Genomic DNA, 25,486 nt, shown 5'->3' on the forward strand with positions numbered 1-25,486 from the left:
AAATTCAAAACTAAGAGGGGGTAGAAGAATGCCGATTAATATACCGCAGGAATTACCAGCACGGGAGGTTCTGGAGAAAGAGAATATTTTCGTGATGGATGTTGACCGGGCCCGCAGCCAGGATATCCGTCCTTTAAATATTTTAATTCTAAATTTGATGCCGGAAAAAGAAAAGACAGAAGCACAGCTTCTGCGGCTGCTCGGTAATACACCACTTCAAGTGAATGTATCTTTTTTGCATACGGCTACATATGAATCAAAGAATGTTAGCAGGTCTCATTTAGAGCAATTTTATACGACATTCGAGGAAGTACAGGACAGACGCATCGACGGTATGATTATTACTGGCGCGCCCATTGAACTGATGGACTTTGAGGAAGTCAACTATTGGGAAGAGTTGAAAGAAATCATGGATTGGGCTAAAACAAATGTTACGTCCATGCTGCACATTTGCTGGGGGCCCAGGCTGCTCTTTATCATTATTTTGGCATCGGAAAGTTCGAATTACCTGAAAAGTGTTCTGGAGTTTTCAGCCATGTAGTGAATGAGCCGACTGTAAAATTAATGCGCGGCTTCGATGACATCTTTTATGCGCCGCATTCTCGTTATACAGACGTGGAAAAGGAGCAAATTGAGGCGCACGAGGATTTGCAGCTTTTGGCTTATTCTGAAGAAGCAGGAGCATTTATCATTATGTCAAAAGATGAACGTCATGTCATGATTACAGGACATCTGGAATATGAGGCGAAAACCCTTGCTGAAGAATATGAGCGGGATTTAGCGAAGGGGCTCGAGATTCACATGCCAAAAAATTATTTCCCGGACAATAATCCGACAAAAAAGCCTGTTAATAAATGGCGTTCACATGCTCACTTATTATTCTCCAACTGGCTAAACTATTATGTATACCAAGAAACGCCGTATGAGTGGGATTGAAAGCGAAAGGAGAAAGTAAAGACAAGTGATGGCAGCCCTTGGGCAATTACTTATCGTTAATGAAAAAGACACCCGGGAAATTTCCCGGGTGTCTTTTTCATTAACGATAAAACTCTGGCCGACGATCTTCAAAAACAGGAATCCGTTTTCTTATTTCTGACACTTTTGCAAGATCAATTTCTCCAATGAGCAGCTCTTCTCCCTCACCCGCTTCAGCAATAATCTCTCCCCATGGATCAATGATAAGGGAATGTCCGGCGAATTTGTTTTTAGGATCTTCACCGCTTCGGTTACAGCCAACAACATAGCTTTGGTTTTCAATTGCCCTGGCGATGAGCAATGTGCGCCAATGGTCTGTGCGGGCAAGAGGCCATTCTGCTGGGATAAACAACACATTTGCCCCTGCAAGTACGTGCTTTCTTAACCATTCTGGAAAGCGAATGTCGTAGCAAATGAATGCAGCCATTTTCTCATTTTCAAGTGTAAATAAGCCATCTTCTTTTCCTGCCTTCAAAAACTTTTCTTCTTCCATGAGACGGAATAAATGCAGCTTGCTATATTGTTTTAATAATTCTCCTTGCTTGTTTATTACAAGCAACGTGTTTTCTACACCATCGTCTGTTTGGTTAGCTATCGAGCCGCCAATCAAGTGCATTTGATGTTTCTTAGCTTGCTCCGATAAAAAAGCAATGGATTCTTGCGCCTGTCTATCTGCAATTTCGTCAAGCCGTGTTAAATCATAACCTGTTGTCCAGAGTTCAGGCAGCACTGCTAATTGACAGCCTTCATCGGCCGCTTTTTGCAGCCAATTTTCCACACGCCTGTAATTCTCTTGCGGGTTGCCAAAAGCAATATCCATTTGGATGACAGCAGTTTTCAATATCATTTCAGCTCCACTTCCCTTTCCGAAAATTCTTACTTTACTTTCTCTCCCTTTCGTTATACCATTATTAACTATAATTTGAAAGCGGGGGCTGCATACATGAAGACTTTTGAAACAGCTAATCGGCTTCAGGCTCTGCCGGAGCAATTCTTCGCTAAATTGGGCCAAAAGATCAAAGACGCCTCTACTGGCGGGCGTGAAATTATAAATTTAGCACAGGGAAGCCCAGATCAACCGGTGTTTAGCCATATAAAGACTGTGTTGAAAACAGCTGTGGACGATCCTGCCAACGATAAATATCCACCTTTTAAAGGGTTTGATCATGTAAAAGAGGCCTGTGCCGAGTTTTATCAGAAAGAGTATGGGGTAGAAATAGACCCTGCCAGGGAAGTAGCCCTTATTATCGGCGGCAAGGCAGGGCTTGTTGAGCTTCCACAATGTTTGTTAAACCCAGGTGATGTAGCGCTTGTACCCGATCCAGGCTACCCGGATTACTGGTCAGGCATTGCTCTTGCCGGCGCAGAAATGTATATGATGCCGCTAAGAGAAGAGAATGGTTTTCTTCCCCGGTATGAAGATGTTCCTGAAGAGATATTGAAAAAGACAAAGCTGCTGTTCATCAATTATCCCAATAATCCAACGGGGGCTATGGCGGACGCCGCTTTTTTTGAGGAGACTATTCAGTTTGCTAATCAGCATGGGATTTGTATCGTTCATGATTTCGCTTATGGAGCGATCGGTTTTGATGGGAAAAGGCCGGTTAGCTACCTTGAAATTGATGGGGCAAAAGAGATCGGCATCGAAATCTACACAATGTCAAAAACATACAATATGGCAGGCTGGAGAGTTGGGTTTGCTGTTGGCAACCCGAGCGTGATCGCCGCTATAGATTTAATTCAAGATCATTTACACTGCAGTTTGTACGGCGGCATTCAGGAGGCTGCGGCCGCGGCTTTACTCGGGCCGCAAGATGAGGTGCATAAACAACAAGCCATGTATGAAAAGCGCCGCGACTTGCTCATTAATAGCTTGAATGAAATTGGTTGGGAAGTGACGGCACCGGAAGGGTCATTTTTTGCATGGTTAAAGGTGCCAGAAGGCTATACCTCTGAAGGATTCAGTGACCTTTTACTTGAAGAAGCAGGCGTCGCGTTTGCACCGGGAATTGGCTTCGGCGAACGCGGGGAAGGGTATGTCCGCGCTGGATTGGTAGCTTCAGAAGAAAAGATCAAAGAAGCCGTGCGTCGCATTTCGCAACTTTCTATTTTTAAAAATCAGGTTGACAATCGATTATAATCATGTAATAATTCGTATGAATTAATAAATTAATGCGTAAATTCAGAGTGTAAATAGAATTTTACTTCAGCCAGCTTAAGGCTGATGAATTGAATAGAAACGAATATCTTATCAAGAGCAGGTGGAGGGACAAGCCCGATGAAGCCCGGCAACCGACCCGTATGTATACATGCAGGCACGGTGCTAATTCTTGCAGCGCAAGCTGACAGATAAGAGAGTGGAATAGCTACCAAACCTCTTCTTATCTGAAGAGGTTTTTTATTTTGTTTTTATTGTTAAAAAGGGAGGAATGGAAAATGACAGTGACAGACCAGAAAGGACTTGCAAAAGATCGCATTTTAGAATGGAGTATATCAGCAGAAAGTTTTTTAGAAACAGCTAGCGTTCAACAGAACGAAAGTATTTTATGGATAGGATCAGCTTCAACTCCTTCACTAACAAGATGGGTGAGTGAAAGAACTCAGATTACTGTAATTTCTCCTTCCCTTTTTACTTCTAAAAAAAGTCAATTCGATGTAGCAGCAGCTCAGCTTGGCATCCATTTTTTGGATGAGGGAGAAGAATGGCTGAGAAAAAGTTTTCATTTACTGAAGCCGGGAGGCCGTCTTATCATCGATTTAGCCGAAGCCATTACACTGGAGAACATAGAGGGAAAAAATTATATTAAAAGCCTCCCCGATTATTGGGATCTTTTAAGAGAAATTGGATTTGAAGCAATATTTGTTCAACAGATAACAGTCCGTTCCCTTGCAGAAGCAATGGAACAGGGATGGATAGAGCTGACAGAAAGAGCGATGTTCCCGGCTGTTGTGAATCGCTTTATTGCTTTGAAAGGTTAGTAAGATAACGAGCCGTAAAGTCGATGAGTGGTCGGATTTCGATAAGCTTGCAAGCGGCTTGAGCAACTGTGCCATTTGTCATTGTGTGTTCCTTCTCGAAGGCTCGGCCAATTTCATTAAATTGTTCAGAGTTTTCTTCAAGCTCCATATAAGTTTTCCAAATGCGCTCACCATTTTCTAGCATGGCTGAGCCTTGCTCAAAAGCTTTACGGCCGTCATCTGCCCGAAATTCACCAAGGTGCATAGCTGTACACGTGCTGTAATCCGTACCGATAAATAAAACGGATGCATCAAGATCATATAACCTTGCAAGCGGCGATTGCTCTCCAAATGCAAAGTCAATCGAGTGGTTATCGATAATGAAGGAAGCATATTTTCCCCAGGCTGTAAATGAGCTGGAAGGATGGAGGCTCCGTTTTACACCGGGAAACGTACGGAATAATTCCGCGATACGCCCCATACCAACAGTAGGAGTGATATCTGGTAAATAGGCAGGCATAAAATACCGGATACCTGGCCACCACTCTTCGGGTACAGGCGGATTTTGCCAATATTTTGGATCGGTATTATGAGTAGTCTGCGAAGGCATAACAATTGTCCCGCTATTCGAAACAGCGGCCATTAATGCTTGAATGACGGTAACTTCTCCGCCAGCTATCCACCCGAGTGAGCGCAGGGAAGAGTGTACCATAACAGTCGAACCAGGTTTTATTCCAAGAGAATGAAGGTCTTTTTGCAATGTCTCTGTAGTAATGAATGATTCTGTTTGTTGAACTAAATGATTACCTGTCATCAGCTTCCTCCGCTATTTTCATCTATTTTCTTCTATTATAAAAGATAGAGATGACCATGCATAGGAGCTGCAACAAAAATACTATTTCCATGCTTTTTTCTTTCCGCTTTGTCTAGTATGATGAAAAAGACTAAGAAGGAAAAGGGTGAAAACCAGTGAATGAACGACGAGTGTTTTCTCGAACGATTCCCTATAATAGCGAACAGTTTTTTCATCAATATAAATGGCTAGCTGGGGTGGAATCCCATCATGTTCTTCTCGAAAGCGGAAGGGGCGGGCGTTATAGCGTAGCCGGGCTGTCGCCGCTTGCGGTTGTTTTTTCAAACGAGGAGGGCATTGAAATTCAGACTGCCGGTCAAACAGAAAAAAGAAAAGGAGTCCCGCTTCCAGAGCTTGAAAGTTGGTTAAAAACATATCAGCTGCCTAAGCAAGAAGGCCTGCCTGATTTCCAGGGTGGGGCAATCGGTTACATCAGTTATGATTATGTTCGTTATATTGAGAAATTACCGAATTGCGCTGAAGAAGATCTGGGATTGCCGCTTCTTTATTTTCAGATCTTTGAGGAGTGGGCTATATTTGACCATCAGGCAAAAACACTCTGGTTGCTCGTTATAGATGAGGAGGCAGCAGAAGCAGAAAGGAAATTGAATGAAGCAGAAAGAAAATGGACTGCTTCTTTTAATGAAGAAGAAAAACCTTTAGAAGTAGCCGTAGCCACGGGCGAATTGAAAGTCTCTTTTTCGGAGGAAGCTTTCCAGGCGGCAGTGGAAAAAACCAAACAATACATCGCTGCTGGAGATGTATTCCAAGTGAATTTATCTGTTCGACAGTCTAAACCTCTTTCCATCCCGGCCATGGCTGTGTATGAAGAGTTGAGGAAGTTGAATCCGTCTCCTTACATGGCATATATTCATACTCCTGATTTTCAAATTGTATCGGGCTCTCCAGAATTATTGATCAAAAAAGATGGAACAAATTTAAGCACGAGACCAATTGCCGGCACTCGTTCGCGAGGAAAAGATGAGGACGACGATTTGCGGCTTGCTTTGGAATTAATTGAGAATGAAAAAGAACGCGCCGAACACGTCATGCTCGTTGATTTAGAGCGAAATGATTTGGGCCGAGTGAGTGCGTACGGTTCGGTTGAAGTGGATGAATTCATGGTCATTGAGAAGTATTCGCATGTCCAGCATATTGTTTCTAATGTACGTGGAAGGCTTGCTGAGGGAAAAACAAATGCAGAGGTTGTTCATGCTGTTTTTCCGGGTGGAACCATTACCGGCGCCCCCAAAGTCAGAACGATGGAAATTATTGAGGAGCTAGAGCCAGTTAGGCGCGGCCTGTATACAGGATCAATCGGATGGATTGGTTTTAATGAGGATATGGAATTAAACATCGTGATTCGAACAATGATCGTTCAAGGCCGGATGTGTCACATTCAGGCGGGTGCCGGGATTGTGATCGATTCTGACCCGAAAAGCGAGTATAAAGAATCCTTGAAAAAAGCCAAAGCCGTTTGGACTGCGAAAGAGATGGCTGAAAAGAGAGTGTCACCTGTTCAAGCAGGAGGAGAATGCAGATGATTTTAATGATTGATAACTATGATTCTTTCACTTATAATCTCGTGCAATATTTAGGGGAGCTTGGTGAAGAATTAGTTGTAAAGAGAAACGACGAAATTACTATAGAAGAAATCGGAAAGTTGAATCCCGATTTTTTAATGATATCACCAGGTCCTTGTACACCAAACGAAGCAGGAGTCAGCTTAGAAGCCATTCGTGCATTTGCCGGTAAAATCCCTATCTTTGGCGTGTGCTTGGGGCAACAGTCCATCGCCCAAGTATTTGGGGGAGAAGTGGTTCAGGCGGATCGGCTCATGCATGGGAAGACGTCGCCTATGGTCCACGACGGCCGCACGATTTTTGAAGGCTTGCCTAATCCCTTTCCAGCTACCCGTTATCATTCGTTAATTGTGCGTAGAGAGACATTGCCAAGTTGTTTTGAAGTTTCTGCCTGGACAGAAGAAGGAGAGATTATGGCTATCCGTCATAGAGAGCTGCCCATCGAAGGGGTACAATTTCATCCGGAGTCCATTATGACTTATGGCGGGAAAGAAATGCTGCAGAGTTTCATTCGCTATTATCGAAAAGTAAGGATGAAGGTATAAGGTGTTTATTTATATCAATGGAGAAATTGTATCAAAGGAACAAGCTGCCATCTCACCTTTTGATCATGGTTTCTTATATGGGCTTGGTGTATTCGAAACCTTTCGAATATATAATGGTCATCCTTTTTTACTCGATGATCATCTGGAGCGTCTGAACCGCAGCTTGCACGCATTAATGATTGAGAAAGAATTTAACCGTACAGAAACGACAGAGCTTCTCCAGCAATTATCACAGGTGAATGGATGGAGACATTCTTATATTCGTTTTAATGTTTCAGCGGGGAACGGTGAAATCGGCTTGCAGACAGCCGCTTATGAAGCACCTAATGTAATTGTTTTTCAAAAACCGCTTCAACCGCCTGATGGGCTGCTTGAAAAGAAAGGCACATGGCTAGCGACAAGACGGAACTCACCTGAGCTGAATGAGCGGCTGAAATCTCATCACTATTTAAACAGTATTGCCGGCAAGAGAGAAGTAGGAGACGATCCATCTATAGAAGGGATTTTTCTTAATGAAACCGGAAATGTAGCTGAGGGAGTTGTTTCCAATATTTTTTGGGTAAAGGAGCGCACGCTTTATACCCCAGCTGTTGCTGCAGGAATATTAAATGGAGTAACTCGACAGTATATTATGCACAGGGCAAGAGAAGCCGGAATGGAAGTAAAGGAAGGTTTGTTCCTTCCTATAGAAGTGAAAGAGGCGGATGAAGTGTTTTTTACGAACTCCATTCAAGAGATTACTGCAGTTAGTCAAATAGATGGGCAAAGGTTTCCCGGTAAGCATGGAGCATGGACAAATAAACTTTTCTCCTTCTATGCATCTGATCGTGAAATTTTGTGGAGCAGACAACAGAATTAAAAGAAAACGCTGCATTAAGCAGCGTTTTCTTTTAATTTATGCCCAAGACAGGCACTATTTGTTTTTTTATTAATAACGATCGTGTTGATCTAAATGGTCCTTTGAATTGTCGTCATGGTATCTGTTGAGAAGGGGATCATCCATATCGCGGCCTTCTACCTCGATATCTCCTTCTTTAGCAATATGTGCTTCTTCGCGTTTAACAGTATCACTCACTGTTTCTGTGTCCTGCACTTTGCGTTTGCCGATAATTAATTCCTCAGAAACAACGGGTTTCTTAGTTACTTCCACACGTTCTTCAGTGATAGGAATGCGAATGGTGTCATCCTCACCAACAATAGGAGAAGAGTCTTGTGCGGAAACAGCATCATTCACTGGACGGCGCTCCACGTACACCTCATCGCGCTCTACATTAACGTTAATTGTGCGTGGCTCTTCTACGACCTCTTTTTCCACGTAGACTTCGCCTTTTTGGATACGCTCTTTGTCTACTTCAAGGCGTTCCTCGCGAAGGCGAAGGCGTTGTTCATCGGTTAAGTCATCGTTCAAATCTGCACTTGCATGTAGGCTGTTTACATCAAGCTCCGGTGCTCTATCAGCGCGGACGCCTTCTACCTGGCCATCTGCTGCCACATCATTCATACCGAGAGTATTAGCTCCAAGATTAGCATCTGCACTATCTGTTAAAGTATGATCACGATATAGTTGATCGTACTCTCTGTCTACGTAAAGAAGGATCTTTCCATTGTCAATGTCATTGTAATAACGATCGACTTCTGTATCCTCTAATCCCATGTTTCTTAATCCGCCTCTTACTTCATCCTCTCCGGATAGAAAAGCCATAAATTTATCCATCCATGAACCGCCTGTATTGGCTGATTCTACTTCTACTCCTGTACGTCCTCTTACCATAGAAATATTATCCGCATTTTTAGCGACCGCATAAATGTCTGCTTCTGCGTATCCTTCTGCTTTTAGTTGATCAATTTTTGTAATAACTTCTGACTGGTTGTCAAAAACGCCGATAAATTTTTTATTGTTATTCATAATATAGCCTCCTAATAAAAAGTTCTAATGACCCATGGTTTTTACATACCCTTTGTGATATAATTAAAACTTTTATTTACTGGTAATTTCTGTAAAGTGATTGCTGGTCAGGCGGAAGAGGAGAGGTATCTACTACCGGGAATTCGTCTGTTTTATCCTCTGTCTTATGTCGCTCCTGAATAAACTGGCGTCTTTCCGCTTCTTCTTTGTCAGGAAGAGGTGCCTCATCTGATCCCGCAGCCGCTTCAGCAGCAGAATGGAGAGTTTCTTCAGCACCTTCTTCATCAGTTACAAGTAAAATCAAATCATCTTCTACGTTTTTGTAATAGGTCTCCGCGTCTTTTTCAGATAAACCAAACTCAAGCAGGTACTCTTTTACAGGTTTTTCTTTTGAAAATATGGCTTTCACTTTCTCGGTGATCGATGGCCCGGCAGAAGTGACTGTCGCTCCTGATCGGTTTTGAAGCATTAAATGAAAGTCGGCATCTTTGGTGACAGCGTACAGCTGATCAGTCTCATATCCCTCTACTTTCAATTCTTCAATTCGGCGAATGGCATCAATTTCACTGCTGCATAAACCAATGACTTTTTTGTTGGACATTTTCAATCCTCCTAGTGATCATGCGGGTCATCACTTTAATAAATACCCGCTGCCTAGAGATAAAAACATGTAAAAAAAAAGAGGGAAAACAGGAAAGAAGAGGATGTGCGTCGAAGGGAATACCTATCAAGACAAAGGAAGGGGAGAGAATGATGGTTGAAACAGGTATAAAAACAGCTGATTTATGTGATGACTTTGCTAAAGAGTTAAGTGTTTGCTACCTCGATTTGAAATCTTATGGAGGAAAAAAGCGTTTTTCTGGCCCTATTTCTACTGTGAAGGTCTTTGAGGACAATGTGCTTGTGAAAAGAGCACTGCAAACTATTCCAGAGGGGCATGTTTTAGTAGTGGATGGGGGCGGTTCAAAAAGATGCGCGCTGCTCGGTGACCGTTTAGGGGAAATTGCCCAAGAGAGAAAGCTTGCTGGCGTCATTGTTAATGGTTGTGTGCGTGATACAGCTGAGCTGGAAAAATTAACAATAGGCATATTAGCTTTGGGCAGCAACCCGTTGAAGAGTATAAAACGGGGAGAAGGAGAAGAGAATCTCATCGTAACGTTCGGCGAGATAAAATGGGTCCCTGGTCATTATGTGTATGCCGACGAAGATGGGGTGGTTGTTGCCGAAAAGCCTTTAAAAACCCAATGATAAAAGAGAGCTGCCCTGGAAAAGATGTGGGCAGCTCTCTTCTATCTAGCGAGGGGCTGACTCTGCTTTTTGTTGACCGTAAAGGATAAACATATAATAGTAGAGAGCCGCGCTTGCTAAAGAAAGAAGGGCAATAATAGTGAATGTCCAAAAATAGCCGGCCCAAATCGTCAATGGGATCGCTGCAGGAGCGATCATTCGGCCGATTGTATAGCGCAGGCTAGCCGCTGCAAAATATTGTCCCCGCATATGTTCAGGGGCCAGGACTGAAATGAAACTTTGCTGAAGGCCAACGATTAAGAGCTCTCCAAGAGTAAATATCACCATGGCTATAACCAATCCCCAAAACCAATCAGTTAATCCAAATACCCACATAGAAACCGCATATAGAATAGAAGAAACAGCAAATACATTTTTTGCATAAAAACGGGACACCCATTTAGAAATGCCGACAGTGAAAAGAGCAACGAGCAGTCCATTTTCTGAGACAAGAACCCCAAACGCTCTTTCGCCGTTAATAGATAAAGTCCAATCGCCAAAAGAAAAGATCGTTTGGACATCGATCGTTTCTTTTGTATAGACAGGGATGAGCAGATCAAGCTGCATGAAGGTCTGTGCGCTTAAAACCCCAGCAATAATAAACAGCATAAAAATTTTGTCTCTCACGATCACATGGTAATCTTTTACTTGATCAACAAGCACATCATACCACTTTCTATTTTCTGTCTCTATGGATTGTGAAGAGCGTGGATTTGTTTCATCTGTCCATTTAAACAGTACAAAAGCAAGCAGGAAACAAGTCAATGCCGCAAAGATCATCAATTCAAATCTATAAGTGAAAAAGAAAATTCCGCCAAGAATTGGACCAATGACAACAGCGATATTAATAGAAGTGTAGAAAACAGCGAATACATCGCTTCGATCTTTTTCCTCCACCACATCGGCTACCATAGCCTGGCTTGCCGGCCAATAAAGAGAACCGAATATACTCGCAATCGAAAAAGCAAAAAAGCCAATAAATGCCGAGTCATACCATGGCGAATTGGCAAAAGCAAAAAGCAGAAAGGAAAGTCCTTGGCCAAAAGAAGATAATACCATCATTCGCTTTCTGCCGAACCGGTCTGCACAATAGCCGCCAGTCAGATTAGCAATCACAGAAAATAATTGCGAAAGGATCAGGAGGAGCCCAGCTTTCCCTTTTCCAAACTCATCCGCAAAGTAAATAGCGAGGAAAGGGAAAAACATCCAAAAGGTAATATTCATGATGCTTTCCCCGATCAAACGAACTTTTAAGCTATGATCCCATTCCCTTATCTTCATTATTCTCTCTCCTAAATTGTGACAATACATAAACTATACACAAAAAAAGAAACTTTATGAATAATAACGAGGGAAAATGCACTTTATTCCTTTACGACCGGAGCGCTTTGATGGCCTAATGCTGAACGGATTTTAGGAAGGACAGAAAGAGAGAGAATCGTCACCCCGATGTCCAATGGAAGATAGACAGCCATCCATGACCAGGCCATTGAATAGCTGAAGCCTTCTGGAGCTTCGGCCCACCACCTGAACGCAGCGTACATATAGTTGGTGCCAATTAAGTAATTGAAAAGAATAGAAGCTACACCGGCATACAGGTAACTTGTTTTTTTATGTGGGTCTATGAGCAGCTTTCCAGCGATGTAAGCTACTACAATAAAAGAGAGAATAAATCCGAACGTCGGGCTGAAAATGCTTGCAGGACCTCCTTTAAACTGAGCGAATACCGGTGCACCCGCAAGCCCGATAAACAGATAGACGGCCATCGATAAAGAGCCAAGTCGGCTGCCGAGCAATCCTCCGGCTATAATGGCAAACATTAATTGCAGGGTAACAGGTACGCCACCAATTATTAAAAAAGATGAGGCGTTCGCACCGATGGCCATAAGCGCCGCAAAAAGAGCACAAATTACAACCTCGTAGGCCTTCATTAATTTTTCCTCCTTTAAAAATATAATTGTTTATCATTTTTTCATATGTTAACATTTTTGAAAATAAGGTTTACTTAAATCAAAGGGAGGAGTACATGCTATGCCCGGAATCTTTATTGCAGGAACGGATACAGATGCAGGCAAGACCATTGCGACATTATTACTTGCTCATGGATTAATCGAAAGGAAAGTGACAGCCAGGCCATATAAGCCGATACAGAGTGGAGCTGAGTGGAAAGATGGTGAGTGGAAGGCACCAGATACTGAAATGTATCATCTGCTTCCAGAAACGAGAGGAGAAAGATTATATACATATTTATTCAAAAAAGCAAGCTCCCCTCATTTGGCAGCTGAGGAAGAAGCAGCAATTATTGATGAACAAGTAATTATAGAGGAAATTAGAAGACGTGCGTCCAAATCGACACTTTTGCTTGTTGAAGGGGCAGGCGGATTATACGTGCCACTGAATAGGAAAGGCAGGTGTATGGTTGATGTGATGGAGGAAACGGGATTACCGGTAGTGATTGCCGCCAGGGCAGGACTTGGAACGATTAATCATACGATACTGACGATAGAAGCTATCCAAAAGAGAGGGTTGCCGATAACTGGAGTCGTATTTTCGAGTACAGTGCCCGGAGAGAAAAGCATAGAGCGGGATAACTTCCGGGTCATTCATGAACTGTCGGGACTGCCTATCATTGGACATATTCCATTTATAAAAGATATTGATCATTCTCTTAGGGAGAGCCGTTATCGTTCTGAAATTGTGAGGGATTGGAAGTTTGATAGACTGATGGAGGGGATTAATAGTGAATACAAAACGTTTATATGAAATTAGTCAAAAGCATATGTGGCTTCCTTTTACACAAATGAAGGATTACGAAGAAGCTCCCCTTATTATAGAGAGCGGCGAAGGCATCCGGCTAAGAGACATCCACGGCAATGAATATTTCGATGGCTATTCTTCCTTATGGCTAAATGTACACGGTCACCGACGTCCAGAAATTGATGAGGCGGTGAAAGAGCAGCTTGGACGAATTGCCCATTCAACCTTACTTGGAGCGGCAAATGTGCCATCCATTCAGTTGGCTGAGAAACTTATCCAGATTTCTCCGGAAAACTTAACACGCGTATTTTATTCGGACAGCGGAGCAGAGTCAGTGGAAATAGCCATAAAGATGGCGTACCAATATTGGCAAAATAAAGGCAGGACTGAAAAAACAAAGTTTGTCACATTGACAAACGGTTATCACGGCGATACAGTCGGTGCGATCAGCGTGGGCTCAATCGACATTTATCACCGCGTGTACAGCGCATTAATGTTCCATTCATTCGCCCTCCCCTTCCCGTCAGCAAAATGGCATCCTTCCGGCAATGAACAAACGGCTAAAGAAGATTCACTTTCAGAAATACATGACTTATTTGAAAAGAATCATGAACAGATCTCCGGACTAATTGTTGAGTCAATGGTACAGGGGGCGGGTGGTATGCACATCATGCCAGTCGGGTACTTAAAGGAGCTTGAACAGCTTTGTCGAAAGTTTAATGTGCTTTTTATTGTGGATGAGGTGGCGACTGGATTTGGGCGCACGGGAAAAATGTTCGCTGTGGAACATGAAGGTGTTTTGCCAGATATCATGACAATGGCAAAAGGAATTACCGGTGGATATTTACCGATTGCAGCTACATTAACAACAGAAGAAGTATACCAGGCATTTTACGGGGAATATACCGAAATGAAAACTTTTTTCCATGGACATTCTTATACGGGCAACCAGCTCGGCTGTGCAGCAGCTTTGGCCAATCTTGATATTTTCGAAAAAGAAGGGCTTGTTGAGCAAGCTGCTAAAAAAGCAGAATATGTTGAGAGGTTGATGGCTGAAATAAATGAACTGCCACACGTCGGTGAGATTCGACAGCTTGGTTTAATGTGCGGAATTGAACTAGTGAAAGATAAAAAGACCAAAGAACCTTTTCCGTTTGAAGAGAGAATGGTTTATCGGGCAACATTGCGAATGCGTGAATTGGGGATGCTGACGAGACCGCTTGGTGACACGATCGTTTTTATGCCGCCGCTAGCTTCCAGCTACGAGGAGCTGACTAAAATGCTTCAAATTACAAAGCAAGCCATTGTGGAAACGCTGAATGTGAAGGTTCATACTAAATAATAAAAAACATCCTCCCGTTCATCGGGATGGATGTTTTTATATAGTTCTGCTGGCAAACGATCTTGTTTTTAAACAGATGTTTGCTCGTATGTCATGTTGTCATTTTATTTGGCTATAAGTTACGGTCATGTGTTGAGTCGCGATCGTTTAAGTACGCGTCGTCTTCAGGAAGAGCGTCTATCCGGCTTGTATCAGAGGAGTCAAATGCCTGGCGAAGAAAGTAAACTAAAATAAGCGCAATGCAAAGCAGTAGGACAACTAACCCGATTAAAGTTGCAAGATTCATTTTAGCCGCTCCTTTCTTTTTATTTATCCTATTCCACTTTTGTCCTGTCTAAAACATAAAGGTCTTATATGATAAGAAAATTTATTTTCTGCAGAGAATAGAAACGAATTTTTAGAAAAGCTGCGAACCGTTTTAAAAATTTATGAAAGTAAAGTTTTTTTTGTGTATAATGAGGCTAAGCGGAAAACTACATATATTTAATCAGGTAAAGCTGAACAAAAAGCTTTTTAAAAGGGCAAGCTGGTGGAAATCCAGCGCGGTCCCGCCACTGTAAGTGAAATTTATTTATTTCACAAGCCAGAAAACCTGCCTGGTTTAGAGCACCAATAACCTACGCGGATAGGGTGGTGTAAAAGCGGCTTCCTGGTTCAATGTACCTGTTTGGCCCTTTTTCACTGCATCTCTCCATCGCGTAGAGGTGTTTTTTTGTGGATATTTTTAAGAAGCAAAGGGAGAGAAAGTCATGAACAAATTATCTCAGTACACATTATCCTTCGTACTGGCTGCTGGCCTGCTTGCCGGCTGCGGAACGGATAAAGCAGAAACTGGAAAAGAAGAAAAAGCAGATCAGCCAAAAGAGAGTCAAGAAGAAGCCTTTCCGGTAACGATAAAGGATGCGGAAGGAAAAGATGTCGTTATTGAAGAAAAACCGAAACGAATTGTTTCTCTAATTCCGAGCAATACCGAAATTGCTTATAAACTCGATTTAGGTGATGAAATTGTCGGGGTATCAGACAACGACAATTACCCGAAAGAGGTGAACGCCAAAGAAAAAGTTGGCGGCATGGAGTATAACATTGAAAAAATCATTGGGCTTGATACGGATCTCGTATTGGCACATGGTTCCAGTGCCCACAACTCAAAAGAGGGATTGAAGCAACTGGAAGAAGCGGGAATCGATGTACTTGTCGTTAATGATGCCCAAAATTTTGATCAAGTATACGACTCAATTGAAATGATCGGCAAGGCGACAGGAACAACTGAAAAAGCAGAAGACGTAGTAGAAGAAATGAAAGACGGTCTATCAAAAATCGAGGAAAAAGCGAAAACTATTAAAAAAGAAGAGGAAAAAAGTGTATTTATTGAAGTATCACCGGCTCCAGACATTTTCACACCAGGAAAAAATACATTTATGCAGGAAATGCTTGATCTGATTCATGCGAAAAATGCTGCTGCCGATCAGAAGGGCTGGGTGCAAATGACAGAGGAAGCGATTATCAAGAAGAATCCTGACGTAATCATTACTACGCATGGCTACTACACAAAAAAACCGATTGAAGAGGTACTCAGCCGCAAAGGATGGGAAAACATGACTGCCGTTAAAAACAAGGATGTCCATGATGTGAATGCTGACCTCGTCAACCGAACAGGCCCGCGTCTTGTTGAAGGAGTAGAAGAACTTGCCGAAGCGATCTATCCAGATGTTTTTAAGAAATAAAAGCTCGGCTTACTTGTTAGTTTTGGCTTTTTTTATTACGGCTGTATTTGCAGGTATCTCGATCGGAACGATCCAAGTTCCGTTTCGGGATATCGCTTTCTTATTATCCCATCATTTTTTTGGAACGCCACTTGAGGGAGTCGATTCCTCTTTTGATAACATCGTGTGGAAGATCAGATTTCCGAGAGTATTGTTGGCCGGTCTTATAGGAGCCTCTCTAGCGGTAGCGGGTGCTGCTTTTCAAGGGCTGCTGCGTAATCCTCTGGCAGACCCTTATACACTCGGTGTATCTTCGGGTGCTTCCGCAGGCGCTGTTATGGTGCTGTTTTTTAATATGCAGCTCCCTTGGCTTTCCGGATTTACCCTGCCCGTTGTTAGTATTGTGACTTCGATTATAACCATTTTCATCGTTGTTTTGTTCGCCCAGGCGATTGAACGGTCACTTAAAGTAGAAACTATCATTCTAACAGGGATTATTTTTAGCTCTTTTTTAGGTGCGTTGATCTCACTAATGATTGCTTTGACCGGTGAGGAATTGCGGCAAATTATCGGATGGCTGCTTGGGAGTGTATCAATGAGAGGCTGGGATTATATTCAACTTATTTTGCCCTTTTTTTTGGTGGGCACTTTACTGTTAATTATCCACGCGGCTGAATTAAATGCGATGTCGTTCGGCGAAGAGAAAGCCCAGCATTTAGGTGTGAATGTCCGTCGAAAAAAAATGATCGTGCTAGTTGCCGGCTCGGTATTAACAGGAGCAGCTGTAGCTGTTTCAGGAACTATTGGTTTCGTCGGATTGGTCATCCCTCATTTTATCCGCTTAATTTGGGGGCCGGATCACCGCCATTTACTGCCGCTGTCCATGCTTGCAGGCGCTGGCTTTTTAATTCTGGCTGATTTGGTAGCCCGCACAATTATTTCTCCGACTGAATTACCAATTGGCGTTATTACTTCTATTATTGGTGCACCGGTATTCGCTATCATTCTGCTTCGCAAGCACAGGAAAGGAAGGGGAACAGCATGATCGAGATAGAACAGCTTAGCGGCGGCTATGACGGCAAGCTTATCGTCCGTAAATTGTCTTTTTCCGTCCAAAAAGGAGAGCTTTTTGGCATCTTAGGTCCCAATGGAAGCGGCAAGACAACGCTGTTAAAAATGATAAGCGGCATTGTCCCTATAAGCAGTGGTTCCATAGAAATAGAAGGCAAAAAAATGACAGATTATACACCAAAAGAACTGGCTAAACGGCTTGCTGTTCTTCCACAAATGACCCCGCAAGCCTTTTCGTACACTGTAAAAGAAACAGTTTCTCTCGGGCGATATGCACATCAAAGCGGCATCTTTCCAGTATGGAGAGAAGAAGATGAGCGGGCTGTTATCAAGGCGATGGAGCAAACGGGCACAAAGCAATTTGCGGAAGTTTCCATCGAGGAATTGTCTGGCGGCGAGCGTCAACGCGTCTTTCTCGCTCAGGCCCTTGCCCAGGAACCGGAAATTTTGCTGTTGGATGAACCAACAAACCATTTGGATTTATCTTTTCAAAAAGAACTGCTTGATTTATTAAAGAAAATGGCGAATGAAACAGGATTAACTGTTATCTCCATTTTTCACGATTTAAATCTCGCCTCTCTTTATTGTGACAGATTGCTGCTTATGGAAGAGGGAAAGAGGCACGGTCTTGGTATTCCGAGCGAAGTGTTGAAAGAGGAGCCGGTTCAGCAAGTATATAAAACGGCTATTCATCAGCGTCCCCATCCAGAAGTGCCGAAGCCGCAGATGAGTATTCTTCCTGAAAAAACAGCTGAGGAAGAAGTGGAAGTGCGAGTGGACCAAGCATGCATCAAGAGAACTGATGAATATATTACACTTGAAGCTCCGATTCTGTTAAAAACACTATCGGCAGGAGTAATCGGTGCTGGCTGGGGATGGCATCGCAGTTTTGTGAACCGCCACGTAGATAAAAACTATTGGCATGACTCTTATAAGGAAGACATGAAAGAGTTTCTAAAGCGCTATCACTTTGATATTAACGAGACTGTGGGAATGATGACAGCTGTTCATCTTCATACGGCAGCCTGCCGGTTTGTGCAAGTAGAAGATATTTCGGTTCTTGCAGTTGTTACAGCCGGGGTCGGCAATGCCATTGATGTTTCGCGGGCTGTAGAACATAATCGGGCTTTTTTGCCGGGTACGATTAATACATGGGTATTTGCGAATGGCCATTTATCAGAGGAAGCGTTTGTTCAGTCAGTGATGACGGCAACAGAAGCAAAAGTAAAGGCTCTATTCGATAAGGAAGTAAAAGATCCGCTAACGAAGTCCCAGGCAACAGGCACCTCTACTGACAGCGTCTTGATTGCCGCCACCCAGCGCGGGGCGCATCAGGCATTTGCTGGTACGATTTCTCCGCTTGGACAGGCGATCGGGAAAGCGGTGTATGAATGTACGATAGAAGCCTTGGAGAATAACAGAACAGGAGAGAGGAGTACATGATTTATCATCTCCTGGCTGCTACGCTTGCTTTTTTCATTGACCGCCTAGTCGGAGATCCGCCGCATCTTCCGCATCCAGTCCGCTGGATAGGCTCCCTTATTTACTTTTTGGAAAAGCGTCTCAATCAAGGAACTGCCAGGCGGAGAAAAGGAGTCATTATGCTTGTTATCGTGCTCATTGTTACGGGAAGCCTCAGCTATTTGTTCATTTTCTGCTTTTATTCTCTTCACCCGGCTGCTGGAGTAGCAGCGGAGGCCGCAGTGATTGCTTCGGCCATTGCTTGCCGCAGCTTAAAAGAGGCGGGGATAAGTGTGTATGAACCGCTGCAAAAAGGGGATATGGAGGAGGCGCGAATGAAGCTTTCCTATATTGTTGGTCGGGATACAGAGCATCTCGATGAAGGGGAAATTACAAGGGGAGCCATCGAGACCGTTGCCGAGAATACAAGCGATGGGGTAACGGCTCCGCTTTTTTGGGCACTTATCGGAGGAGCTGCGGGGGCGATGATCTACCGGGCAATTAACACATGTGATTCAATGGTCGGTTACAAAAATGATCGATATGGACAATTCGGCTGGGCATCTGCTCGTCTGGATGATCTCGTTAACTGGCTGCCAGCCCGCTTAACGAGCTTGTTAATGGTCTTATCTTTTCCCGAAAGCAACTATTCTAAAAAACAAGTATGGCAGATTGTCCGCCGTGATGCGAAAAAGCATCCAAGCCCAAATAGCGGCTGGTGTGAGGCTGCTGTTGCCGGTTTGCTCGGCATCGAGCTTGGCGGAATAAATAGATATAAAGGCCGTGTTTCCCATCGCGCTGAAATGGGAGAACCTTTAAAGCAAAAAACAGCAGAGCATATCCTGCTCACTAATCGGATTATGGAACGGTCCTCTCTTTTATTTTTACTGATGATGTGGATAGGAGGTGTCATTTATGAAATGGCCCGCACATGGCTCTAATCCAGCCCATCTATATGAAAGCTTACAAATGAAGAAGCCGGACGTTTTGATAGACTTTAGCGTTAACGTAAATCCATATGGCCCGCCGCCAAGCATTAAGGATAATTGGTCCAGCTGGTTATCCGCCGTTTCTGATTATCCGGATCCTTACGGTAAAATGGTAACCAAACAGATTGCCAGTCTCAACGGAGTGAATGAACAACAGGTCGTGTTAGGAAACGGTGCAGCTGAAGTGATTCAGTTTCTCGGCCAGCTGTGGCGCGGACGGAGAGTTGTCATCGTTCAGCCGGCATTCTCTGAATATGAAGCAGCCTGCCGGGTGTATGGTTGCGAAATAGATTATGTTTTCACCAATAAAGATCATACTCTGCCAATCAATGAATTAACGACTAAGGCTCAAGGAGCAACGGCTGTTTTTGTTTGCACACCGAACAATCCGAGCGGCATCGCTTTTTCAGAAAGGGAGATCATTGAATTGTTAGACAGCCTTGCTTCGAGTGGCTGCTGTGTTGTCATTGATGAAGCGTTTTATGACTTTGCCGGCTCCGTCACAGTGGCTCGTTTCATTAAAGATTACCCAAACTTACTCATTCTAAGATCACTGACGAAAATGTATGCGATTGCCGGCTTGAGGATCGGTTATCTGCTTGCTGACGAAGCCTTAGCTTTGCAAATTGCCCGATTCCGCCCCCATTGGAATGTAAATGCCCTTGCCTTGAGGGCAGCAGAAGCTGTATTAGCCGATTCTTCGTTCGTTGAATGGTCGCGGGAGAAAATCACCGAAGAACGAAAAAGAATGCTTGAGTTTCTGGAGGAAGAGGGATTCCGATTTACCCGGTCTGTCGTTAATTTTTATTTGCTCAGAGACCCTTTGCTTGAAGACCAGGAACCGCTTTTTTTGTTTCTGCTAAAACAGGGAATTGTTCTGCGCCATACATACAATTATCCCGGGATTGAAGGCAAGTGGCTAAGAGCAGCGATAAAGACGGAAAAAGAAAATAACAAGCTGAAAGAGGCGCTGCTACAATGGAAAAAGCAGAATTAACCCTTATTGTTGGCGGTGTACGCAGTGGGAAGAGCAAAGAAGCAGAGAGACACGCTGTGTTGGAGGCTGAGAGATTAAAAGGAGCCCTTCATTATGTAGCGTGCGGGAAGATAACCGATGAAGAAATGGCCGCCCGCGTCTGCTCCCATCAACGGGAGCGAAAAGCGTCAGGGAAGGAATGGACGACGTGGGAGCAGCCTGTTCGAATTGAAACTTTATCTGAGCGCTTTACACAACAAGACACCGTATTGATTGACTGCTTGACAACATTGCTAACGAATGAATGGTTTGCAGGTAATACAAAGGAAGAAGAGTGGGCAGACCCGAACTTTCATATGAGTGTTACGCACAATATTCGAATGGGAATCGATCAGATTAGAGAATCAGCAGGCGCAGTTATTATCGTCTCAAACGAACTGGCCTATGAGCTGCTCGGCAGCCCGCTTGTATTTTACTATGCTAAAGCATTGGGTGAGCTACATCAATGGCTGATAAACGAAGCGGCACTTGCTGTGCTCGTCGAGCATGGATGTCCGCTTGTAAAGAAGGAGAGATTGAAAGTATGAGAGGAATTATGATTCAAGGAACTGCTTCTGATGTTGGAAAAAGTCTGATCGTAACTGCACTATGCCGGCTGCTTCTTCAAAAAGGATTTCAACCAGCCCCCTTCAAATCTCAAAACGTCACAAATTATGCTTATATAACAGAGGACGGCAAGGAGCTGGGCAAAGCGCAAGTGCTGCAGGCTGAAGCTTGCCGGTTGGAGCCGCTGCCAGAGATCAATCCAATTTTATTAAAGCCGGCTAAACCAGGCCGCTCAGAAGTTGTTTGGCTCGGCGAGCGGTTAGAAGTGATTTCAGGTATGAAGTATCGTGAACAGTATTATAGCAAGGCGGTAGAAACGATCCAGCATTCGTTGGCGAAGCTTCGTGAACTATCGGATTTCCTCGTTATCGAAGGGGCGGGCAGCCCGGTAGAAATGAATTTAAAGAAGCGGGAAGTTGTCAATATGAAAGTGGCTGAACTAGCTGATGTGCCGGTCATATTAGTTGCTGACGTGCAGCGAGGCGGTTTGTTTGCCAGTGTTGTCGGCACGCTTGATCTGCTTGAGCCGCAGGAGCGCGGCCGCGTGAAAGGAATAATCATTAATAAATTTCATGGAGATCCATTGCTATTTGATGAGGGAAAACAATGGCTGGAAGCGCGTACTGGCATTCCTGTTCTGGCTGTTCTTCCTTATTTAGCTGATCACCAGCTGGAAGAAGAGGATGCTTTGTCCCCTCCGACGAAAAAACTACAGCTGGAAGAACAAGAAATGATGAACAGCAAGGAAGAAACATATAATCAACTGGCTGCCCATTTACAAAAGCATCTTGATTGGGAAAAGTTTATTTCAATTGTTAGCGAAGCAGAGAAGGAAAGCATCAGATGAAAGGGAGAGCTTATATCAATGGCTTTTTATTGAACATGCAATTTTTTTCTGCAGTACCCGTCCATCGGGAGTTGCCGGTGGACGCCCGTCATTTACAAGCAGCCTTGCGAATGTTTCCGCTCCTCGGTTTAGTGAAAGGCCTTGTATTTGGCAGTGTTTTTTGGCTTTTACTCGAGTGGTCGCCATTCTCTCCTCTCGGCAATGCTTTTCTTTTTTGGCTGCTGCCGATCATCTGGACAGGCGGGCTCCATCTGGATGGCTGGATTGACACGAGCGATGCTTTTTTTTCTTACCGGGATATTGATAAGCGGCTTGAAATATTAAAAGATCCACGTGTCGGTGCGTTTGGGGTACTTTCGCTCATTGTGCTACTGGCTGCTCGTTTCCTTTTCTTCTATGAAATTTTTTTATTTGGAAACCATGCGCTTCTTCCTTTGGTTGTCCTCATTCCTTTTTACAGCCAAATGATAACCGGCCTTCTGCTAAATGGGGTAAAGCCGGCAAAGGAGGAGGGCATTGCTTATTTTTTTCAACAGGGAAAAGATCCGCGTCTTGCGCTCACCTATAGCTTCTGGGCCGCCGCCGTCGGATGGGTTTTCATCTTTATAACCGGAAGCGTTTCTGCGTTGCTGCTGTTCATCGCTATGGCTTATTTGTTTTTCCTGTTGGCCCGCCGGGGCGCACTTAAACACTTTGGCGGCATCACGGGAGATTTGCTTGGTGCCAGCTTGGAAGGAGCGGAAATACTTTTATGGACGATCTTGTGGTTATTGGTCTCTATCGGCATGGCGTAACGGCAGATAATGAAAAAAGGGCCTTTAGTGGCTGGACGGATTCAGCCTTGAGTGAAGCTGGAAAAAGAGGGCTGGAGCAGCTTAAGCTCGATCTCCCTTCCTACGAAAAGGTGATAGCCAGCGATCTACAGCGTTGCATAGATACGGCTGCGATTTTTTTTCCAGATAACCGGGTTGATGTCTGGCCCGAATTTCGCGAGCTGAATTTCGGCTGCTGGGAAGGAAAAACTCATCAGGAGCTGGAACATTTAGAGGAATACAAAGCTTGGCTACAAAACCCGTTCTCCAGTCCGCTGCCGGAGGGAGAAAACTATAGGCAGTTTGGAGACCGGATTAGGGAAGCGTGGAAGAAATGGTTAGAGGTCCTGGATCAATATAACTTAAAACGCACAGCTATCGTTACCCACGGAGGCGTCATTCGTTATTTGCTGACAGAACTAGCACCTGACAGAAAAGAATTCTGGGAATGGAAAATAGAAAATGGACACGGCTATGAATTGGCCGGCTCGCTTTCTGCATTAAGGAGGGGCGAAAGATGCATCTCGTTACAGGTGGTGCCTTCAACGGCAAAAAGCAATGGGTAAAGACAAGTTACGGGCTGGAGAAAAAAGCGCATAACTGGCACTCATTTTATAAAACGGATAAGACAGAAGAGTGGACGGAGTCAGTTGTGATATTGGAAGGCATTGAACGGCACGTCCGCCGGCTCAGCGAGAAAGAAGAAGATCCAGAAGCGGCCCGCATAGAATGGAATAAAGAGCTGGCCGGCTGGTTGGAATGGGAAAAGGAAGAGGAGAGCCGGCAAGTGGTTCTTATCGGCACAGATATAACAAAAGGCATTGTACCGGCAAATGCATTTGACCGAATGTGGCGGGATGCCGCAGGCTGGTGCTTTCAGGACGCCGCGAAACAGGCTCGCCGAGTCATTCAAGTATGGTATGGTTTGCCGCAAATCATTAAAAATGAGGGGGAAGAAATATGAGACTGTATACACGAACGGGAGACAAAGGAGAAACAAGTATTATTGGAGGCCGCGTTGGAAAAGACCATCTGCGTGTAGAAGCCTACGGTACAGTGGATGAAGCCAACTGCTTTGTCGGCCAGGCAATGGCGGAACTTGAAGCAAGCAAGGAGAAATTCACGGATATTCTCGCTGATTTGGAAACGATCCAGCACGAGCTGTTTGATTGCGGGGGAGACTTAGCGACGGTCGCAGGAAAACGGGAATGGAAGCTGCAGCCGGAATCCGTCAGTGAGCTGGAAAAGAAAATTGATGATTATATTAAAGAAGCACCAGAGCTGGAGCGATTCATTTTGCCAGGCGGGTCAAAAGCTTCTGCTTCCATCCATATCGCCCGCACGGTAACGCGCCGCGCAGAACGGCTTGTGGTTGCCCTCATGCGTGAGGAGGAAGGCATTCATCCGGTTACTCTCCAGTACTTAAACCGTCTCTCTGACTATTTCTTTGCGATCGCCCGCGTGATTAACTTCCGGTTTGGTGTTAAGGATGTAGAGTATATTCGCAGTGCAAAGGTCTTTCGCGATGGAAAAAGAAAGGAAGATAAGAAGTGAGCAGTAAAAAGATTTCCTGGCTCGCTTTATTCACCGCCCTTTCGGTTGTAGGCGGGATGATCAAAGTGCCAGCACCAGCAGTTGTGACAAGTATAGCGCTGGATTCTTTTCCAGCGCTCCTTGCGGCCGGTCTTCTCGGTGCGGGGCCAGGCGCACTCGCTGCTGCTTTTGGCCATTTGATTTCAGCATTGACTGGAGGGATGCTAATGGGGCCTTTCCACTTGCTCATCGCTGCTGAAATGGCAGGTGCCGTTTGGCTGTTCGCTAAAATTCACCAGGCGAATAAAAGAGTAGTAGCTATTATCATGTTTGTTTTGGTTAATGGACTTGTTCTTCCATTCCCTTTTATCTTTTTCATGGGCTGGGGATTCTATATTGCGATGCTTCCTTCCCTTCTCATCGCCTCAGCTTTAAATGGGGTGCTTGCCTGGGTGGCTTTGCCCCGCCTGAAAATGTTATTTGAGAAGCACTTTGGCGGTGTACAGGCGTGAAGCGGGATGTGATCTATGCCAATGAATTAGTCATTGCTGCGGATAACAGTGGTTCAGTTGGTGAGAAGCCAGGTGACACCGTAAAGGCAGACTATGAAACAGTCGGTTATTTTTCCGCGCGTGTGGCACTCATGGAGTGCTTGGCAGCGGGTGGAGAGCCGTTTGCAGCAGTGCTTCAAAACTTTGCAGGGGAGTCAGCCTGGAGGGAGCTGACGGCTGGAGTGGAACGGGCAGCCCGGGAAGCGGGATGCACCGTTGACATAACAGGGAGTACAGAAACAAATTTTGTTATGGGTGAGTCCGCTGTCAGCATTGTAATGATTGGCCGTCATTTAAGAAAAATGAGTCCCTTTGACGAGAAAGAGGTCTGTTACGGAGTTATTGGAAAACCACTCGTTGGTCCGGAAGTGCTGGCTGAACCGGAATCTGTTGCTCCCCTGCAATTATTTCGGCAAATTCTTCAAGTAGAAGGATTGCGCAGTATTTGGCCTGTTGGTTCAAAAGGAATTGCTTATGAAATGAGAAAACTGAGTGGCAATGAAGAGCTACAAGCAGAAAATATTCATTGCTCTCTTGATGTCAGCAAGTCTGCAGGACCGGCTACTTGCTTTTTAATAGCTATAGAAACAGATGCAATGGAGAAGTTAAAAGAACTTTGTAACTCGTTATATACACCTTTGAAAATAAAGCTTTAATCTTATAAAGAATAAAAAGAGAACATGAAAAAGCTTTTTAGTGGTTCGGTGTCTTCACTAAGTGCTTTAGCATGT

General features: G+C 44.2%; 28 protein-coding genes, 1 pseudogene and 2 riboswitches. Of the genes and pseudogenes, 22 read left to right on the plus strand and 7 right to left on the minus strand.

Features of this window, described 5'->3' with window-relative positions:
* The first annotated feature begins 28 nt into the window (after nt 1-28).
* Nucleotides 29-936, plus strand: a pseudogene (gene metA / locus CJ483_RS16975) (homoserine O-acetyltransferase MetA).
* Between the two features lie 100 nt (nt 937-1,036).
* Here metA and CJ483_RS16980 read toward each other — a convergent pair.
* Entirely contained in the window at nt 1,037-1,822 is a 786-nt protein-coding gene (locus tag CJ483_RS16980; protein WP_120036298.1) for a carbon-nitrogen family hydrolase, read from the minus strand.
* 96 nt (nt 1,823-1,918) lie between these two features.
* Here CJ483_RS16980 and CJ483_RS16985 point away from each other — a divergent pair, with 96 nt between their 5' ends.
* The gene (locus tag CJ483_RS16985; protein WP_120036299.1) at nt 1,919-3,115 is read left to right on the plus strand and encodes a pyridoxal phosphate-dependent aminotransferase; all 1,197 of its coding nucleotides are present in this window, start codon (nt 1,919-1,921) and stop codon (nt 3,113-3,115) included.
* Nucleotides 3,116-3,220: 105 nt separating this feature from the next.
* Nucleotides 3,221-3,331, plus strand: a riboswitch (SAM riboswitch).
* A gap of 80 nt (nt 3,332-3,411) precedes the next feature.
* Nucleotides 3,412-3,954, plus strand: a complete 543-nt coding sequence (locus CJ483_RS16990) for a class I SAM-dependent methyltransferase (RefSeq protein ID WP_120036300.1) — start codon at nt 3,412-3,414, stop codon at nt 3,952-3,954.
* On the opposite strand, the gene CJ483_RS16995 is transcribed toward CJ483_RS16990, so the two are convergent.
* Nucleotides 3,935-4,747, minus strand: coding sequence for an AAC(3) family N-acetyltransferase (locus CJ483_RS16995; protein WP_120036301.1), 813 nt, complete (start codon nt 4,745-4,747; stop codon nt 3,935-3,937). The two genes, CJ483_RS16990 and CJ483_RS16995, sit on opposite strands and share 20 nt — an antisense overlap.
* Nucleotides 4,748-4,902: 155 nt before the next feature.
* On the opposite strand from CJ483_RS16995, the gene CJ483_RS17000 reads away from it, so the two are divergent.
* The 3 genes from CJ483_RS17000 to pabC are packed head-to-tail and all read left to right on the plus strand — an operon-like array spanning nt 4,903 to nt 7,773.
* Nucleotides 4,903-6,330, plus strand: coding sequence for an anthranilate synthase component I family protein (locus CJ483_RS17000; protein ID WP_120036302.1), 1,428 nt, complete (start codon nt 4,903-4,905; stop codon nt 6,328-6,330).
* Complete coding sequence (gene pabA, locus CJ483_RS17005; protein ID WP_120036303.1) at nt 6,327-6,914, plus strand: aminodeoxychorismate/anthranilate synthase component II; 588 nt, start codon at nt 6,327-6,329, stop codon at nt 6,912-6,914. The genes CJ483_RS17000 and pabA overlap by 4 nt, the downstream gene beginning before the upstream one ends.
* 1 nt (nt 6,915) lies before the next feature.
* Nucleotides 6,916-7,773, plus strand: a complete 858-nt coding sequence (gene pabC / locus CJ483_RS17010) for an aminodeoxychorismate lyase (protein WP_120036304.1) — start codon at nt 6,916-6,918, stop codon at nt 7,771-7,773.
* A 69-nt stretch (nt 7,774-7,842) separates the two neighbouring features.
* Here pabC and CJ483_RS17015 read toward each other — a convergent pair whose 3' ends face one another.
* Together CJ483_RS17015 and CJ483_RS17020 are read right to left on the minus strand one after the other, a co-directional pair.
* On the minus strand, nt 7,843-8,820 hold the full coding sequence (locus CJ483_RS17015; RefSeq protein ID WP_120036305.1) for a YsnF/AvaK domain-containing protein: 978 nt from the start codon (nt 8,818-8,820) through the stop codon (nt 7,843-7,845).
* 76 nt (nt 8,821-8,896) lie between these two features.
* Nucleotides 8,897-9,421, minus strand: a complete 525-nt coding sequence (locus CJ483_RS17020) for a general stress protein (protein WP_120036306.1) — start codon at nt 9,419-9,421, stop codon at nt 8,897-8,899.
* 149 nt (nt 9,422-9,570) lie between these two features.
* Between CJ483_RS17020 and rraA the strand changes: the two genes are divergently transcribed.
* On the plus strand, nt 9,571-10,068 hold the full coding sequence (gene rraA / locus CJ483_RS17025; RefSeq protein ID WP_259455701.1) for a ribonuclease E activity regulator RraA: 498 nt from the start codon (nt 9,571-9,573) through the stop codon (nt 10,066-10,068).
* Nucleotides 10,069-10,113: 45 nt separating this feature from the next.
* Here rraA and CJ483_RS17030 read toward each other — a convergent pair whose 3' ends face one another.
* Nucleotides 10,114-11,388, minus strand: coding sequence for an MDR family MFS transporter (locus tag CJ483_RS17030; RefSeq protein WP_120036308.1), 1,275 nt, complete (start codon nt 11,386-11,388; stop codon nt 10,114-10,116).
* An 83-nt stretch (nt 11,389-11,471) separates the two neighbouring features.
* Nucleotides 11,472-12,038, minus strand: a complete 567-nt coding sequence (locus CJ483_RS17035; protein WP_120036309.1) for a biotin transporter BioY — start codon at nt 12,036-12,038, stop codon at nt 11,472-11,474.
* 100 nt (nt 12,039-12,138) lie between these two features.
* On the opposite strand from CJ483_RS17035, the gene bioD reads away from it, so the two are divergent.
* Together bioD and bioA are read left to right on the plus strand one after the other, a co-directional pair.
* Nucleotides 12,139-12,870, plus strand: coding sequence for a dethiobiotin synthase (gene bioD / locus CJ483_RS17040; protein WP_120036310.1), 732 nt, complete (start codon nt 12,139-12,141; stop codon nt 12,868-12,870).
* Nucleotides 12,871-12,886: 16 nt separating this feature from the next.
* Complete coding sequence (gene bioA / locus CJ483_RS17045) at nt 12,887-14,206, plus strand: adenosylmethionine--8-amino-7-oxononanoate transaminase (RefSeq protein WP_182917169.1); 1,320 nt, start codon at nt 12,887-12,889, stop codon at nt 14,204-14,206.
* Between the two features lie 112 nt (nt 14,207-14,318).
* Here bioA and CJ483_RS24625 read toward each other — a convergent pair whose 3' ends face one another.
* A complete protein-coding gene (locus CJ483_RS24625; RefSeq protein ID WP_182917090.1) occupies nt 14,319-14,492 on the minus strand; it encodes a hypothetical protein in 174 nt (57 codons plus the stop codon).
* A gap of 186 nt (nt 14,493-14,678) precedes the next feature.
* Nucleotides 14,679-14,820: riboswitch (cobalamin riboswitch) on the plus strand.
* Nucleotides 14,821-14,955: 135 nt separating this feature from the next.
* On the opposite strand from CJ483_RS24625, the gene CJ483_RS17050 reads away from it, so the two are divergent.
* Genes CJ483_RS17050 through CJ483_RS17110 form a run of 13 tightly spaced genes read left to right on the plus strand, consistent with a single transcriptional unit; the run spans nt 14,956 to nt 25,411 of the window.
* Nucleotides 14,956-15,930, plus strand: coding sequence for an ABC transporter substrate-binding protein (locus CJ483_RS17050; RefSeq protein WP_120036312.1), 975 nt, complete (start codon nt 14,956-14,958; stop codon nt 15,928-15,930).
* Nucleotides 15,893-16,954 carry a FecCD family ABC transporter permease gene (locus CJ483_RS17055; protein WP_120036313.1) on the plus strand — a complete coding sequence of 354 codons (1,062 nt, stop codon included), beginning with the start codon at nt 15,893-15,895 and terminating at the stop codon, nt 16,952-16,954. The genes CJ483_RS17050 and CJ483_RS17055 overlap by 38 nt, the downstream gene beginning before the upstream one ends.
* Complete coding sequence (locus CJ483_RS17060; RefSeq protein WP_120036314.1) at nt 16,951-18,423, plus strand: adenosylcobinamide amidohydrolase; 1,473 nt, start codon at nt 16,951-16,953, stop codon at nt 18,421-18,423. The genes CJ483_RS17055 and CJ483_RS17060 overlap by 4 nt, the downstream gene beginning before the upstream one ends.
* Complete coding sequence (cbiB, locus tag CJ483_RS17065; protein WP_120036315.1) at nt 18,420-19,382, plus strand: adenosylcobinamide-phosphate synthase CbiB; 963 nt, start codon at nt 18,420-18,422, stop codon at nt 19,380-19,382. Before CJ483_RS17060 ends, cbiB begins: the two co-directional genes overlap by 4 nt.
* Nucleotides 19,357-20,427 carry a threonine-phosphate decarboxylase CobD gene (cobD, locus tag CJ483_RS17070; RefSeq protein ID WP_120036316.1) on the plus strand — a complete coding sequence of 357 codons (1,071 nt, stop codon included), beginning with the start codon at nt 19,357-19,359 and terminating at the stop codon, nt 20,425-20,427. The genes cbiB and cobD overlap by 26 nt, the downstream gene beginning before the upstream one ends.
* On the plus strand, nt 20,409-20,993 hold the full coding sequence (locus CJ483_RS17075) for a bifunctional adenosylcobinamide kinase/adenosylcobinamide-phosphate guanylyltransferase (RefSeq protein ID WP_120036317.1): 585 nt from the start codon (nt 20,409-20,411) through the stop codon (nt 20,991-20,993). Before cobD ends, CJ483_RS17075 begins: the two co-directional genes overlap by 19 nt.
* Complete coding sequence (locus tag CJ483_RS17080) at nt 20,912-21,859, plus strand: cobyric acid synthase (protein WP_342754328.1); 948 nt, start codon at nt 20,912-20,914, stop codon at nt 21,857-21,859. The genes CJ483_RS17075 and CJ483_RS17080 overlap by 82 nt, the downstream gene beginning before the upstream one ends.
* A complete protein-coding gene (cobS, locus tag CJ483_RS17085) occupies nt 21,856-22,653 on the plus strand; it encodes an adenosylcobinamide-GDP ribazoletransferase (RefSeq protein ID WP_120036319.1) in 798 nt (265 codons plus the stop codon). The genes CJ483_RS17080 and cobS overlap by 4 nt, the downstream gene beginning before the upstream one ends.
* Nucleotides 22,611-23,237 carry a histidine phosphatase family protein gene (locus CJ483_RS17090; protein ID WP_120036320.1) on the plus strand — a complete coding sequence of 209 codons (627 nt, stop codon included), beginning with the start codon at nt 22,611-22,613 and terminating at the stop codon, nt 23,235-23,237. The genes cobS and CJ483_RS17090 overlap by 43 nt, the downstream gene beginning before the upstream one ends.
* Nucleotides 23,189-23,635 carry a bifunctional adenosylcobinamide kinase/adenosylcobinamide-phosphate guanylyltransferase gene (locus tag CJ483_RS17095; protein ID WP_120036321.1) on the plus strand — a complete coding sequence of 149 codons (447 nt, stop codon included), beginning with the start codon at nt 23,189-23,191 and terminating at the stop codon, nt 23,633-23,635. The genes CJ483_RS17090 and CJ483_RS17095 overlap by 49 nt, the downstream gene beginning before the upstream one ends.
* Nucleotides 23,632-24,225, plus strand: coding sequence for a cob(I)yrinic acid a,c-diamide adenosyltransferase (locus CJ483_RS17100; protein ID WP_120036322.1), 594 nt, complete (start codon nt 23,632-23,634; stop codon nt 24,223-24,225). The genes CJ483_RS17095 and CJ483_RS17100 overlap by 4 nt, the downstream gene beginning before the upstream one ends.
* Nucleotides 24,222-24,716, plus strand: a complete 495-nt coding sequence (locus CJ483_RS17105; protein ID WP_120036323.1) for an ECF transporter S component — start codon at nt 24,222-24,224, stop codon at nt 24,714-24,716. Before CJ483_RS17100 ends, CJ483_RS17105 begins: the two co-directional genes overlap by 4 nt.
* A complete protein-coding gene (locus CJ483_RS17110) occupies nt 24,713-25,411 on the plus strand; it encodes an AIR synthase related protein (RefSeq protein WP_120036324.1) in 699 nt (232 codons plus the stop codon). The genes CJ483_RS17105 and CJ483_RS17110 overlap by 4 nt, the downstream gene beginning before the upstream one ends.
* The last annotated feature ends 75 nt before the right edge of the window (nt 25,412-25,486 follow it).

The organism is Bacillus sp. PK3_68 (assembly GCF_003600835.1).
Classification (GTDB): domain Bacteria; phylum Bacillota; class Bacilli; order Bacillales; family Domibacillaceae; genus Pseudobacillus.